At 48.8% G+C, this 15,339-nt stretch carries 12 protein-coding genes; 4 read left to right on the top strand and 8 right to left on the bottom strand.

The genetic code is table 11. The annotated features are described in order from the left end of the window. Positions 1–237: 237 nt before the first annotated feature. On the bottom strand, positions 238–1,278 hold the full coding sequence (locus P2H89_RS00765; RefSeq protein WP_275824557.1) for an AraC family transcriptional regulator: 1,041 nt from the start codon (positions 1,276–1,278) through the stop codon (positions 238–240). Between the two features lie 929 nt (positions 1,279–2,207). On the opposite strand from P2H89_RS00765, the gene P2H89_RS00770 reads away from it, so the two are divergent. The 4 genes from P2H89_RS00770 to P2H89_RS00785 all read left to right on the top strand — a co-directional run bounded on the left by P2H89_RS00770 (position 2,208) and on the right by P2H89_RS00785 (position 8,320). Continuing rightward, positions 2,208–2,483 carry a metalloregulator ArsR/SmtB family transcription factor gene (locus P2H89_RS00770; RefSeq protein WP_275824558.1) on the top strand — a complete coding sequence of 92 codons (276 nt, stop codon included), beginning with the start codon at positions 2,208–2,210 and terminating at the stop codon, positions 2,481–2,483. A 220-nt stretch (positions 2,484–2,703) separates the two neighbouring features. Next, positions 2,704–3,777, top strand: a complete 1,074-nt coding sequence (locus P2H89_RS00775; RefSeq protein ID WP_275824559.1) for an efflux RND transporter periplasmic adaptor subunit — start codon at positions 2,704–2,706, stop codon at positions 3,775–3,777. Positions 3,778–3,836: 59 nt separating this feature from the next. Beyond that, the gene (locus P2H89_RS00780) at positions 3,837–6,983 is read left to right on the top strand and encodes an efflux RND transporter permease subunit (protein WP_275824560.1); all 3,147 of its coding nucleotides are present in this window, start codon (positions 3,837–3,839) and stop codon (positions 6,981–6,983) included. Continuing rightward, positions 6,980–8,320, top strand: a complete 1,341-nt coding sequence (locus P2H89_RS00785; RefSeq protein WP_275824561.1) for a TolC family protein — start codon at positions 6,980–6,982, stop codon at positions 8,318–8,320. The genes P2H89_RS00780 and P2H89_RS00785 overlap by 4 nt, the downstream gene beginning before the upstream one ends. 156 nt (positions 8,321–8,476) lie before the next feature. Here the strand turns inward: P2H89_RS00785 and P2H89_RS00790 are convergent, their stop codons facing one another. The 7 genes from P2H89_RS00790 to P2H89_RS00820 form a co-directional block, all read right to left on the bottom strand. Further along, entirely contained in the window at positions 8,477–8,788 is a 312-nt protein-coding gene (locus P2H89_RS00790; RefSeq protein WP_275824562.1) for a DUF59 domain-containing protein, read from the bottom strand. Positions 8,789–8,800: 12 nt separating this feature from the next. Beyond that, entirely contained in the window at positions 8,801–9,223 is a 423-nt protein-coding gene (locus P2H89_RS00795) for a SufE family protein (protein WP_275824563.1), read from the bottom strand. A 22-nt stretch (positions 9,224–9,245) separates the two neighbouring features. Next, entirely contained in the window at positions 9,246–10,493 is a 1,248-nt protein-coding gene (locus tag P2H89_RS00800; protein WP_275824564.1) for a cysteine desulfurase, read from the bottom strand. Positions 10,494–10,642: 149 nt separating this feature from the next. Next, positions 10,643–11,968, bottom strand: a complete 1,326-nt coding sequence (gene sufD / locus P2H89_RS00805; protein ID WP_275824565.1) for a Fe-S cluster assembly protein SufD — start codon at positions 11,966–11,968, stop codon at positions 10,643–10,645. Positions 11,969–12,018: 50 nt separating this feature from the next. Continuing rightward, on the bottom strand, positions 12,019–12,801 hold the full coding sequence (gene sufC / locus P2H89_RS00810; RefSeq protein ID WP_275824566.1) for a Fe-S cluster assembly ATPase SufC: 783 nt from the start codon (positions 12,799–12,801) through the stop codon (positions 12,019–12,021). A 114-nt stretch (positions 12,802–12,915) separates the two neighbouring features. Continuing rightward, positions 12,916–14,361: a Fe-S cluster assembly protein SufB gene (gene sufB / locus P2H89_RS00815; protein ID WP_275824567.1), complete on the bottom strand. Its 1,446-nt coding sequence runs from the start codon at positions 14,359–14,361 to the stop codon at positions 12,916–12,918. 109 nt (positions 14,362–14,470) lie between these two features. Continuing rightward, positions 14,471–14,797: an iron-sulfur cluster assembly accessory protein gene (locus P2H89_RS00820; protein ID WP_275824568.1), complete on the bottom strand. Its 327-nt coding sequence runs from the start codon at positions 14,795–14,797 to the stop codon at positions 14,471–14,473. Positions 14,798–15,339 lie beyond the last annotated feature (542 nt).

Genomic DNA, 15,339 nt, shown 5'->3' on the forward strand with positions numbered 1-15,339 from the left:
TTTCAGTGTTCACATAATAAGAGAATACAACCCGCTGCCATGCGGGATCAAGCTAAGGTTTTGAGTGTTGGCAAGAGTCCTTGCCGGGAGCAACTTTCAGAGAGACTTTAACCAATGATGAAGTGAAATGAACTATACTGATGGTGCGATAAAATTATGCCATTTTTTTAAATAACAAAATGCTTACAATATTAAATTTGAGATGGACCAATTTTCGGTCATACGTATAGTACGTAATTACACAGTTGTTAGATTTCTTTTCTTTAAACTACCAGGCGAATAACCATGATGTTTCTTAAAGATCCATATGAAATTACTCACCTTTTCATATCCCAGCCTATTGGCTGTCTGATACACTGTAATAGGCTGCTCCTGCAAAAGATTCTTGGCCAACTGCATTTTCTTCTCGAGATAATATACATACAGGCTCTTGCCAAAAATGATCTTGAAGTGTCGCTTGAGGGTCGATTCACTTAAGGAAACCTGCTGCGCAATATCATTCATACTCGGCAGGTTCGCCTCAAGATGTGCATTGAGAATAGCTTCAGCTTCCATTACCTTAATGAAATGCGCATCTGAATTGCCCGGAGCTTGAGACACCCGGTTGTTTAAACTTTTATTGATGAAATCAACGAGTAGGTTACGCACCAGTTGATCGGTGGAAACAGCCTGCCTGCTGGAATTCATCAATGCTTCAAATAACATGTTCACCTGGGTAATAACATGTGCAGTACACAAATGATTTAAGATGAGCGGATGTTCCTGCTGGCGCACCCGGTCAAGCAGATTCTCAAGGGGAAGATCAGCACGCTGAAATTGCTGTGCCAGCCAAAAAGTAGTTGTACTGATTTCTAATACCTGCACGGGTTGATAGGGAGCAACATCATACAAAACATCCACGCTGTTCGCCACCATCAGCGTGCTCCTCGTCTCGGCCTGGTTGTACTGTTCATGGCCCGCAACACTTTTCAGCCGGCAGGCATCCGGTGTCATCACAAAAACGATCGAAAAATTCTTGTGGTCAGCCCGGTTGCCGCGTTTGAACAGTTCAATGGAGTGATTGAAGATCACATTCCAGGTTCGGATACAACAGCCTGGCTCCATCCGGTGTTTCTTTACAACGCCCTTGGCCACACCGCCGGAGATAAGGATCTCATCGCTGCCCCTAAGCTCCCCGTTTAAAACTTTGGCTAGTTGTTCAAAATCCTGTTCGCAGTCCATTGCGGGAAACGGAATGCTGTAATGCCTCGTCGATAAATGCTGGTTCGTGGAGATCATCGGTAAGTCGTTAGGTTATTGAATAGTCTGTTCTCGGATTCGCGCATCTGTATGCGCATCATAAATACAATGCAATATTGTTGCCTTATGTCAACAGTCCTACGGTAAATGTTTACGGGTAAAGGTTAGATAAAGCGCAATTTGGATTTTAAGGGTAATACTAATTGCTGTCCGTAAGACAATAATTATCAAATTATTCACTGCGAACTGTCCATAAAACACCCCAAAATGGAAGCGTGAATATTACTCAATTTGAGTAAGTATTTATTGAACCGATTCGGGTATTGTGTGATTACATCCGGGTATATAGGTGAGGTGTTTGCTATCTTTCCCTTCCCCATAATCTTCCGGTGATATAATATTCTACACACAGTAACCTGGCAGTGGAGAGCTGCTCTATAATAAGAAACAACAAAATGCCTTGGATGTACTAAAGGCAGACAGATTTTTTGTCGAAATATTTTTCAATGGACCAAAATACTTCAACAAATATCCCATAACGGGAATAAACAACAGCTACAAGAAATTTCTCAGAAAAAAGTGGCTACAGGAAATCTAAAGAAAACTGGAAATCGTATAATCTTTAGCGATACGGTAAAATTGAACATTGAATTGTCTAACATAAAATATTGGTATAGCAGGGTCATCATTCAATAGGGTATCAATTCACACAGGCGAGCCACCCACGAGGGTGGCTTTTTTTAACCCGCCTTTAATCACAACACGGGCTAATGCCAATAACCTGTTAAACCAGCACTCCAGCTCCACCTGCGCCAAAAAAAGGCGCATTCCTTATTGTTTAAACACGTAATTTTGGGCGTTGACCACTGGCCAACCCCATTTTCATCAACATGCACCAGTCACCAAAACCATAAAACTATTCTGCAGGAACGCTGAACGTTAAAGCGATACGACTAAAAGAAATTTTTATGGACGCAAAGAAAGTAGAGAAGATCTCAAAAGCCCTGGCCGACCCCAACCGGTTACTCATCCTGAAAGAACTCCGGAAAAATAAGAACTGCCTCTATTGTACAGATGTATATGAGTTTGTGGACCTTACACAGCCTTCCATATCCCACCATCTTAAGCTGCTCACCGACGCAGAACTCATCATTCCAACAAAAGAAGGACGCAACATGAAGTATACCCTCAATAACAAAATGATCGACCAATACGTCAACTTCCTGCAAACCCTCAAGTCTTAACAAAATTTTTTTTACCCGAACATATCGAAGTATTTCGATGTTTCTATAAGTTTGCAGTCCGGTTTCACAGAAAAGCTTGTCAGCCCACGGCGAGATCAGTCACCAGCAGAACATCAAAGTCAGCCGCCGATCACCGTTCATACCCCCACAGGTGTGCGAACGGAAATCCTTTGCCCTAATCTATCGAAACATTTCAATACGTCAATATAAATACTGAAATATGAGACACCCATTCTTCAAAAACCTAGCCCTCCGGTTCCTTATCCTGACATTGCCTGTAGTCCTTTTCATCCAGGCATGTGAAACACAGGCCAACGAACCCAAGGCTACCATTGCCGCAGCAGCACCCAACCCGGCCGTACCGGCAGATGGATATATCGTGCAGCCCACTGCATTTAGCGAAGCGATCGAGATCACCGGTACCCTCGTGGCCAACCAGGAAGTCACCATCGCCAGCGAACTCACGCGGAAAGTAGTACACGTACAGGTAAAGGAAGGCAACTTCGTAACCGCAGGTACATTGCTTTTCCAGCTCGACGACGCCGATCTGCAGGCCCAGCTCGAAAGGCTCCGCCAGCAGGAAAAACTCGCCGCCCTCAACGAGGCAAGGTTTAAGGACCTCATCGCACACGACGCGGCCATCCAGCAAGACTACGATCAGGCCATCACCAACCTCAATGTGCTCAAAGCCGAGATCCGGGCCCTTGCCGTTACCATCGACAAAACACGCATCCGCGCACCCTTCAATGGTCGCATCGGCATCGTACGGGTTTATCCCGGAGCGCTGGTATCGCCCAATACCGTACTCACCAACATTGTTGATGACACGCGCATCAAGGTCGAATTCTCCGTGCCGGAGAAATATGCCAACCTCGTCACCATCGGCAAAACCCAACAGTTCACCGTGCAGTCCGATACCGCCGCTTACGCAGCAACAGTCGTAGCCAAAGAATCCAGGATGAACGAGCAAACACGTACCCTGCTCGTGGAAGCCATCGGGCCCAATCCCAAAGGAAGGCTGGTACCCGGACAAAGCGCCCGCCTCAACCTGGCACTCCATACGTCCAACGACGCACTCAAAGTGCCCAGTCAGGCGCTCATGCCATCCTCGCAGGGATATGCCGTGTATGTAGCTAAGAACAATAAAGTACAGTTAACACCGGTCACCATCGGACAACGGGGTGCACAGGAAGTGCAAATACTCAACGGATTGAATCAGGGCGACACAGTCATCACCAGCAACCTGCTCCGCCTCGTGCCTGGAGCCGATGTAGCCCTGGTAAAAGTTAAGTAACAGGCAACAGGTCAGCCTGCATCCGTACCCGCTTTTAATTATTTAATACCACTTATTATATGAGTGCCATTTCACAAATGAGCATCTCCAGGCCCGTATTGGCCGGAGTGATGTCAGTACTACTTATATTATTCGGGATCGTAGGGTACACCTTTCTCGGTACCCGCGAATACCCCGTCACCGATTCACCCATCGTCACCGTTACAACCGTTTACCCGGGGGCAAGTGCCGATATTATCGCCTCTCAGGTAACAAAACCACTCGAAGAGGCAGTCGCAGAAGCCAACGGCATCCGCGCCATGTCATCGGTATCCCGCGAACAGGTGAGCATCATCACCGTCGAGTTCAACCTCAACGCCGATCTCGAAGCCGCCGCCAACGATGTGCGCGATAAAGTGTCCAAATCACGGCAGCAACTGCCGACCGATATTGAACCCACCATCGTGGAAAAGTCTGGTCCGGCCGACTTCCTGGTCTTCCTCACCGTACAAAGCGATACCCGTAGCCTGGAAGACATCACCGACTTTGTCAACATCAACATCAAGGAACGCCTGCAATCCATACCCGGTGTGCGTCTCGTCGACAGCTACGCCGGTCGCAAACGCGCCATGCGCCTTCGCATGGATCCGGTAAAGCTCGCCGCGTACGGCCTCACACCCAACGACATTCAAACAGCCTTACAAAGAGAAAATGTCGACTTACCCAGCGGGCGTATCGAAGGACAGAATACCGAAGTAACGCTGCGCACACAAGGTCGCCTCGTTACCGAAGAAGACTTCAACAACATGATCATAAGCCAGAAGGACGGCGCCATCGTTCGCTTCCGTGACATCGGCACAGCGATCATGTCATCACAAAACGAACGAACAGCCATGATCGTTGCCACCGGAAAAGTGGCACAATATGGAGTAGGTACTGGTGTGCAGCCGCAGCGCGGAGCCAATTCACTCGCCATTGTTGAGGAATTCAAGAAGCGTTTCGATGATATCGTGAAAACGGCACCCAAAGAATACAATATCTCTCTCGGTAAAGACTTCACCGTACCGGTGCGCAACTCATTATCAGAAGTTGAAGAGACATTACTGCTGGCATTCGGACTGGTAACCCTCATCATCTTCATCTTCCTGCGCGACTGGCGCAGTACGCTCATACCGCTGGTAGCAATACCGGTGTCTATTATATCGGCCTTCTTCATCATGTACCTTGGCAACTTCTCCATCAACGTATTGACGTTGCTGGGTATGGTACTCGCCATTGGTCTCGTGGTGGATGATGCCATCGTCGTACTGGAAAATATATACAGTAAAGTAGAGGAGGGGATGAAACCGCTCGAAGCGGCCCGCAAAGGCTCCAATGAAATATACTTTGCGGTCATCTCCACCACGGTAACGCTCGCAGCCGTGTTTCTGCCCATCCTCTTCCTCGGCGGTATCACCGGTCGACTCTTCAAAGAATTTGCGATTGTGGTGGCAGGTTCGGTATTGATCTCCGCATTCGTAGCGCTGACCTTATCGCCCATGATGAGCGCCTACCTGCTCAAACCCGGTGCAACACATGGATGGCTCTACCGTAAAACAGAACCCTGGTTCATAAAACTGAATACGGGATACGAGCGCTCACTCAAAGCCTTTATGCGTTATCGCTGGGTAGGGATAGTGCTGCTGCTCGGCTCATTCGGCATCGCTTACTGGCTCGCGCCCAAACTTCCATCCGAACTGGCGCCCCTTGAAGACAGATCCATGGTTGGCCTGGCAGTCATAGCCCCCGAAGGAACCTCTTATGAGAGCATGGAAGAAACCATGAAAGAGATCAGCAACTATGTTTCCGACTCCATCCCCGATCTCAACAACAATACAACCTATGCCGGTGTCGCTGCATCAGTAGGTACCCTGGTGCAGCCGGTTAATGGAGGTTTTCAATGGATCTTCCTCGAAGACCCCAAAAAGCGCAAGAGCAAAATGACCCAGCAGCAGATCTATGAAAAGCTGGTCGTCGCTTCTCAGCGGTTCCGGAACGTGATCCTGATCCCTATACAGATACCTACCATCGGCGGCTTCTCTACATCCCAACCGATCGAGTATGTAGTGCAGGCGCCCACCCTGGATAGCCTGATATCGATCATGCCCAGGTTGATGGGTGAAGTATATAAAAGCCCCAAACTGGCATTCCAGAACCCCGATTTCAAAGTGAACCGCCCCGAGATCAGTATCTCCATTGATCGGCAACGCGCTGCTCAGTTGGGCATCTCCACACAGGAGATCGGACGTACCCTGCAACTCGCACTGAGTGGTCGGCGTTATGGATACTTCATTTACAACGATCGCCAGTATGAAGTAATTGGCCAACTCGATCGCACCGAACGGTCAACACCGGAAAATCTTCGTTCGCTGTTCCTTAAGTCGGCCAGCAATGAAATGGTCTCGCTCGATAACCTCGTCAGTCTGAAAGAAGGTATCAGCCCGCCCGCCATCTACCGGTACAACCAGGCATACAGTGTTACCATTGGAGCCACACCGGCACCTGGCGTAAGCCTCGGTGAAGGCATCAAAGAACTGGACAACATCACGGCCAAAGTACTGCCCGCCGGTTTCCGCACACAGCTCGCCGGTCAAAGCCGCGATTATGCCGAAAGTAGCTCCAGCCTCATCTTTGCCTTCATCTTCGCCATCATCCTGATTTACCTGGTACTGGCGGCGCAATTTGAAAGCCTCATCGATCCCTTTATCATTCTGTTGACGGTACCGATGGCGGTAACGGGGGCCCTGTTAAGCCTTTGGTTCACCGGTGAGTCGATCAACATCTTTAGTCAGATCGGTATCATCATGTTGATCGGTCTGATCACCAAGAACGGTATCCTCATCGTGGAATTTGCCAACCAGCGCAAGCACGATGGCCGCAAAGTACGTGATGCGGTGGTCGACGCAGCCACCTCCCGCTTTAGACCAATCCTCATGACCACCCTCGCGATGATCTTCGGTACACTGCCCATCGCCTTGTCATTGGGCACATCATCCGGTAGCCGTACCTCACTGGGTATAGTGGTGGTAGGCGGATTGATCTTCGCAGGTATCCTTACCCTGTATGTAATACCGTCCGTGTACTCCTATTTCTCACGGCCGGCTAAGAAACCCGCAGAAGGCGACAATGCCATACCGCATGGCGCCACACCTGCACCAGTAACAGTGAACACAAACGCATCAATATGAACACCAGAAATAAAATAGTACACACCCTCTTATTATCGGCAGGTATCATCCTGTCGGGTGTGCAAAGTATAGCCCAGTCATTGTCCCTTTCCTTGCCCGACGCAGTATCGCTGGCCATAAAGAACAATCGATCCCTCAAACTCTCCGGGCTCGATATCGATAAAGCCAGCGAAGAGATACGCGTCGCCCGCAGCCTCTCCCTGCCCACAGCCAATGTGGGTGGGCAGTACCTGCACTATTTCGTAATGCCGGCATTCTTTGGGTTCGGTGGAAGCGGAGGCGGGGATAAAATACCATATAGCCGCATCGGCGGGCGCGATCAGTTCGCAGCAACGCTGTCAGTGGCCTATCCCATCTACAATCCATCGGCAAAGCCCGTTCTGCGCGAGGCACAACTCAATCAGCAGGCCAGCAAAACAGCACAAAAAGGCAATGAAGTAGAAGTAGCGGCCGCTGTGAAACGGGTATACCTCGGGCTCCTCGTCATCGATCAAAGATTGCAGCTGCAATACGAAAGCCTCGAGCGTAACGAGAAGGCCCTGCAGGATGCACGCTCCCTGCTCGCACAGGGCAGAGGGCTCCGCGTCGACACACTGCGTGCGTACACCTCCGTAAAGAACCTGCAACCCGATATATTGAAACTCAAGTATGCGCTGCAGGTGGGCAAACAACAATTGGTAACACTGATGGGTATTGATTCACTCAGCCAGGTACAGCTGACAGATTCTCTTGTCCTGGCGAAAGACGAGCCGATCCCCGCCGAAGCAGAAGTGTATGAAGATGCGAAAACGCAAAGGCCCGATCTGCAGGTACTGGCCATCAGTCAGCTCATCAGTGATGAACAGATACAACAGGCCCAGGCACAACGAAAGCCAACTGTGTCGCTCATTGGCCAATACCAGTTGCAGAGCCAGGCAAAGGGAGCCAACTTCTTCGATGCCTACTGGCCTTCAGCCACCTTTGCTGGTGCACAGGTGGTAGTGCCGCTATTTAGTGGCTACAAACACCAGGCAAGGATCAGCCAGGCAAAGATTACCAAAGATCAGTCTGCCGTTCGCCTCAACGACGCACAACAGCAATTGAAAACAGAAGTAGTGCAGGTCATAGCCAACTTGCAGGAAACATTCGAGCGCATGAAAACACAGGTGCAGGTAAAAGAAACAGCCAAACTGAGTTATGATATTATACAATACCGCTACTCCAAAGGAGTCGCATCAAGACTGGAGTTGACCGACGCAGAACTCGCACTCACCACGGCACAATTGAACTACCTCGAAGCAGTATATGAATACCTCGCGGCGAGGATAGAACTGGATAGAACCAGGGGAAGGCAATAGAACAAACAGAAGAATAGGGTGAAGAACAAAGAAAAAGCCTGTCGGAGATAGATATCCGGCAGGCTTTTCTGCTTTATTAAACTAGAATTTGGAAAATCACGGGATTTTGATCCGTTCCCTGAACGAAGGAATCGCCGCCATAGCTTGCAAGGTGCTTTACAGGAAACCCAGTTCCAGTTTGGCTTCCTCGCTCATCATGTCGCGGTTCCACGGTGGGTCGAAGGTCAACATCACATTCACGTCCGAAACATCTTGCACGCCACGTACTTTCTCATCCACTTCACGTATGATCTCGCCAGCCACCGGGCAGGCCGGCGCTGTAAGTGTCATCGTTACCTGAACATAGCCGGCGTCATTGATATCAATCGAATACACCAGCCCGAGTTCGTAAATATTGACGGGAATCTCTGGGTCATGCACCGTCTTCAACGCCTCGATAATATCTTCTTCGATTTTCTTCTTGTCCATCGTTAATACGGTTTAAGAAGCCTTGGTCTTGAGCGCCAAAGCGTACACTTTCATTTGTTTGATCATGGAAAGCAAACCGTTCGAACGGGTTACGGAAAGGTGTTCGCGTAAACCCACTTTGTCTACAAAATACAGTTCGGCATGCACGATCTCATCTGGTGTGTGGCCCGAAAGTACACGCACCACCATACTTACCAAGCCCTTGGTGATGATGGCATCGCTGTCTGCGGTGAAATGGATCAATCCATCCTGGAAATCCGCATGCAGCCACACCTTCGCCTGGCAGCCACGGATCAGGTTTTCGTCCACCTTATACTCATCCTTGATCAAAGGCAGTTCCTTCCCCAGCTGGATAATGTATTCATATTTCTCCATCCAATCTCCAAACATCGAGAATTCATCGATCAGCTCGTCCTGTATATCATTAATGGTCATAGTCGTCTAAATCTTTAGCAGCTTAAGTAAGCATGGCCACGGCCCTGGCAACGCCAGCAGCCAGTTGGTCCACTTCTTCTTTGGTATTATAGAAAGCAAACGAAACACGCACGGTGCCGGGAATGCCGAAGATCTCCATCAAAGGCTGCGTACAGTGGTGACCCGTCCGTACCGCAATACCCAGTTTGTCGAGCAGTACCCCTACGTCATAAGGATGTACGCCTTCTACAATGAAAGAAAGCACACCCGACTTCTGCTCGGCCGTACCAATCACCTTTAGTTTATCGATGGCAGTCAGCTTGGTAGTGGCATACTCCAGCAGTTCATGTTCGTATTGTTGAATAGCAGGCAAGCCAAGAGCGGTAACATAGTCGATGGCATTGCCCAGGCAAATACAAGCTTCAATATTCGGCGTACCCGCTTCAAAACGGAATGGCAGGTCATGATAGGTCGTCTTCTCAAAGGTTACCTGCTTGATCATACTGCCGCCGCCCTGGTAAGGAGGCATTTGGTTCAGCCATTCTTCCTTACCATAAAGGATACCGATACCGGTTGGTCCGTAGATCTTATGCCCCGAGAACACCAGGAAGTCGACATCGAGTTCCTGAACGTCAACGGGAATATGTTGCACAGCCTGCGCCGCATCCAGCAACACCGGAATAGTATGCTGATGCGCCAGTGCGATGATATCCTTCACCGGGTTGATCGTGCCCAACGTATTGGAAACATAGGCAACAGAGATCAGCTTCACCTTATCATTCAGCAAAGCCTTGAAAGCATCCATCTTCAGTTCACCCTTTTCATTGATAGGGATCACCTTCAGAGTTGCTTTCCGGTCCTCACACATGATCTGCCAGGGAACGATGTTCGAGTGATGCTCCATCGCAGAGATGATCACCTCGTCACCTTCTTTGATGAACTGTTTGCCGTAGCTGTAAGCCACCAGGTTGATGGCATCGGTAGTGCCCTTGGTGAAGATTACTTCATGCTCATGGCGCGCATGAAGAAAAGCCTGCACCTTCCGGCGAGAAGCCTCGTAGGCGTCAGTCGCCTGCTGGCTCAAATGATGCACCCCGCGGTGCACATTGCTGTTCAGCTGCGTATAATAATCTTCGATGGCCCTGATTACCGCCCACGGTTTTTGAGCCGTAGCGCCGTTATCAAAGTACACCAGAGGTTTACCGTATACTTTTCTTTCCAGTATAGGGAAATCCTTTCTGATCTTTTCTATGTCCAAAGTGGTAGGAGCTACCATAACGTCAGTACTCATGTCTTTTAGATTAACGATTAACAATGAGTGTTCTAAGGGACCTTTACGGAGCGTGTTGGTTAAATAAACTACCCTGCCACAAAGAAGCGGCAGGGTGGTTCAGTATAATTTATCAACAAAAAATGGTGCTATCGGTTCGGCTGCCGCACTTATTTCAATCCTTGTTCAATCAGTGCATTGATGTGTGACTGCACTTCAGGAATAGGGATCTTTTCCGTAACATCATAGGCAAAAGCGTGGATCAACAGCGCACGTGCCTTCTCTTCGCCAATACCCCTCGATTTCAGGTAAAACAAAGCATCGGGGTTGAACTGGCCCATCGTGCTGCCGTGGCTGCACTTCACATCATCGGCAAAGATTTCCAGCTGAGGTTTGGAGTCAACCACTGCTTTCTTACCGAGGATCATATTGTTGTTCTGCTGAAAAGCGTTTGTCTTTTGAGCATCTTTACGCACAAAGATCTTTCCGTTGAACACCCCGGCCGAATCATCCTTCATCACCCCTTTGTACAGCTCATTGCTGTTGCAATGAGGTTTGCGGTGGTCTACGATGGTATGGTTGTCAACGATTTGCTGTCCACCGGCAAGGTATAAACCGTACAGGTGGCTTTCCACGTTCTCGCCATCCAACGCTACGTTAAGGTTGTTGCGCCACAGGCTTGTGCCGGGGAAAGAAGCTTTATAATTATTATAGAGGCTATTCGCCTGCTGATAAACTTCAGTGTGATGCACATAGCGCGCATGCTGGTCGCCCGCCTGGATATAGAAATGCTGCATTTGCGCATTCTCCTGCACCACGATCTCGGCTACATGGTTGATGAATACCGGAGCACCATTGGTGTCGGTACCATAACTTTCAATGATGCTGATCGACGCACTGGTGCCCAGCACAAACAACTGGCGGGGTTGAAAATAAGTAGGTGCGTCGGCAGTGGTGATATGAATCAGGTGCAGCGGCTTTTCAACCACCGTGTTACGCTTCACCTCGATGAAGAGGCCATTGCGGAACAAAGCGGTATTGGCAGCTGCAAAATGAAACTTTTCCAGATCGATGTAACGGCCAAAATGCTGTTTGAAAGCAGGCCTGGCAGCGGCATCTGTGATCGAAGAAAGGTAAACGCCCTCTACGTTAACCGCGTCCGAAAGGTCCGCACGGTATTTACCGTTTACCAGCACGATATGATAACAATCGAGCAGGTCGATCTTCGATTTGGCAATCACCGCGTCCTTCACAGAAAGAATGTCTTCGTCCTGTTCCAGTTCAAAATTTTCCTTCAGCACTGGCACCAGGTTCGTGTACTTCCAGTCTTCTACTTTGGTAGAAGGAAAGCCCAGTTGCTTGAAATGCCCGATCGCTTTGGCGCGCGCAGCGCCAACTTCAGGAGCTTCAGCCGCAAAAAGGGAAGAACGAACTTCGTAGTCGGCGATGCACTGATCGTATAGAGAGCTGTTAATTTGTGTAATCCTGTTTTCCATTCCGGTTCTTTTTCTGCTGGTTCAATAAATCAAAGCTAATAGGCCGGAAATTACCGGGGCAGCATAATATCAGCCGCTTCAGTCTCCTTGGAATCTTCCTTCAACCAGTCATAACCCTTCTCTTCCAGTTCCAACGCCAGGTCTTTCGTGCCCGATTTTACGATCTGGCCTTTGTACAACACGTGTACATAATCCGGAACGATGTATTCCAGCAAACGCTGATAGTGCGTAATGATGATGAAAGCATTCTTGCCATTGCGCAGTTTGTTCACACCTCGCGATACGATACGCAGGGCATCGATATCCAAACCAGAATCGGTTTCATCGAGGATCGCCAGCTTCGGATCGAGCATCGCCAGTTGGAAGATCTCATTCCGCTTCTTTTCACCACCGGAAAAACCTTCATTCAAAGAACGGTTCGCCAATGCCGCATCGAACTCAAGCAATTTTTGCTTTTCCTTCAGCAGCTTCAAAAATTCTTTGGCTTCCAGGTTGGGGAGTCCTTTATAGTTTCTGATCTCGTTGAGTGCGGTCTTTAAGAAATTGATGTTTGAAACACCTGGAATTTCAACGGGGTATTGAAAAGCCAGGAATACACCTTCTCTTGCACGGTCTTCGGGTGAAAGATCAAGAAGGTCCTTGCCTTCAAACAAAGCCTGTCCACCGGTAACTTCATAGTTTTCCTTACCAGTGAGTACGGAAGCCAAAGTACTCTTCCCGGAACCGTTAGGTCCCATGATAGCATGCACCTCTCCGGCTTTTACCTCCAGGTCCAGCCCTTTCAGTATCTCCTTACCTTCAACAGATGCTTTCAGATTCTTAATACTTAACATTTATTAACGCTTTGATAAATTTCTTGTGAAATCACAACCTCAGCAATACAGCCAGGGCCATGCTCTTTTACTTCAAAAGCCAATACCGCAGTACATAACCGCGGCGGCTGGTAATTATCCAACAGATCCTTCCAGTGAAATAGCCAGCAATTTCTGGGCTTCCACCGCAAATTCCATGGGCAATTGGTTCAATACTTCCTTGGCATATCCATTCACGATCAGCGCTACCGCTTTCTCCGTGTCGATGCCACGTTGATTGAGGTAGAAGATCTGGTCTTCACCGATCTTCGAAGTCGTGGCCTCATGCTCTACCATCGCAGAACTGTTCTTCGATTCGATGTAGGGAAACGTATGAGCACCACACTCGTCGCCGATCAGCAGTGAGTCGCACTGCGTAAAGTTCCGCGCATTGTCTGCGCCGCTGCCCACTTGCACCAAACCGCGATAGCTGTTCTGGCCATGGCCGGCAGAGATACCTTTCGAAATGATACGGCTGCGGGTATTTTTACCGATATGGTACATCTTAGTACCGGTATCAGCAATTTGTTTGTTCTTCGTCAGTGCCACAGAGTAAAACTCACCGGTCGAATTATCGCCGCGGAGAATGACACTGGGATACTTCCAGGTGATCGCCGAACCGGTTTCCACCTGTGTCCAGGAGATCTTTGAATTGACGCCTTTGCAAATGCCACGCTTGGTAACGAAGTTGTAGATACCGCCAACCCCATCCTTGTCACCGGGATACCAGTTTTGAACGGTAGAGTACTTGATCTCGGCATTTTCCAACGTGATCAGTTCCACCACGGCAGCATGCAGTTGATTTTCGTCACGCATAGGCGCCGTACAACCCTCAAGGTAGCTAACATAACTGTCGTCATCGGCTACAATGAGTGTACGTTCAAACTGACCGGTGTTCTCCGCGTTGATACGGAAATACGTCGACAGTTCCATCGGGCAACGAACCCCTTTCGGGATGTACACGAAAGAACCATCGGAGAAAACAGCCGCATTCAGTGCCGCGAAAATATTATCGGTATGAGGTACAACTGTACCCAGGTATTTCTTAACAAGGTCAGGATACTCCTGCACGGCCTCACCGAAAGAACAGAAAATAACGCCCATCTCTTTCAGCTTACCCTTGAAGGTAGTAACGACAGATACGCTATCGAATACAGCGTCCACGGCAACGCCGGCCAGCATTTTTTGTTCAGTCAGGGGAATACCCAGCTTTTCAAAAGTAGCCAGCAGTTCGGGATCTACTTCGTCCAGGCTGTTCAGCTTGGCTTTCTTGCGGGGAGCGGCATAATAGGAGATGCCCTGGAGGTCCATTTTAGGCATTTCGAAATTCTGCCAGGTAGGCCATTCCATCTTTTCAAAATGGCGAAACGCTTTCAGGCGCCATTCCAGCAACCAATCAGGTTCGTTCTTTTTGGCAGAAATAAACCGGATCGTATCCTCATTCAGCCCTTTAGGGGCAAAATCCATCTCGATATTGGTCGTAAAACCATACTTGTACTCTTCGGTCGAGACGTCCTTTAAAATATCTAAATCAGTACTCATGTTCTTTTTCGCTTGGTTAGTCAAAAAATAACCGTTGATGCAAATCTTCCCAGCTACAACAAAATGGGGTCGATCGGGTTGTCATCCCTCCGTCATTCCGGGTCTTGTCCTACACCGCAAAACTTTCGCCGCATGCACAGGTCCGTGATGCATTCGGGTTATTGAAGAACAAACCTTTGCCGTTCAGACCACTGGAATAATCCAGCTCGGTGCCGTACAGGTACAGCAGGCTCTTCATCTCCACCACCAGCTTCAAACCCTTGTCTTCAAAAACCTGGTCGGCTTCCTTCATCTCCCTGTCAAACTTCATTTCGTACGAAAGACCCGAGCAACCGCCCCCTTTCACACCTACACGAACGAAGCTGCCTTCGCCATGCCCTTCTTTAGCCATTTGCTGGCGGATATATTCCTGAGCGCTATTTGAAATTGTTATCATTTTTTATGCTTTATTGGTGATGATTACCAATATAACAATACACCAGGCCATTGGTTGCCTGCGCAAGTTATAGCTATAAATCCTAACCACATTGATTTACAGCAATAAACAGTCGGCTTTCGGCAAATTTTGAAAAACCTGAAAAGAAATTGCCCAAAATGACAAAATCAGACTGCAAAAATAGTGTATAAAGGCCGTCTTTTTAGCGGATTTATAGGCTTTTTGGTCTATATGAGGTACAATTAACAACCCGGTTGCCAGCTGGCGAACGGCCGTTTGCCACCCCGGCCCGGCATAGCGCGAAATCGCCACTGCACCGGCAGTCTTTGACGGGAAAAAGGTGCGCCGAAGCAATAGCAGGGTGACGCTCTGCGACTTCGAAAGCGGCCAAAGGTCGGCTAAACCCTCGCTTTATATGGTTTGGCGCTGCGATGGGCGAATCTTTATGGCTATTGGTAATCAATGCAGGATGGTTAAAAGAAGCATCGAAAACGACCCGGTTTTTTGCTTTTCAGAATAGCCTGCTGTCAAAGTGGCATCAA

The sequence above is a fragment of the Paraflavitalea sp. CAU 1676 genome (genome assembly GCF_029223285.1).
Classification (GTDB): domain Bacteria; phylum Bacteroidota; class Bacteroidia; order Chitinophagales; family Chitinophagaceae; genus Paraflavitalea.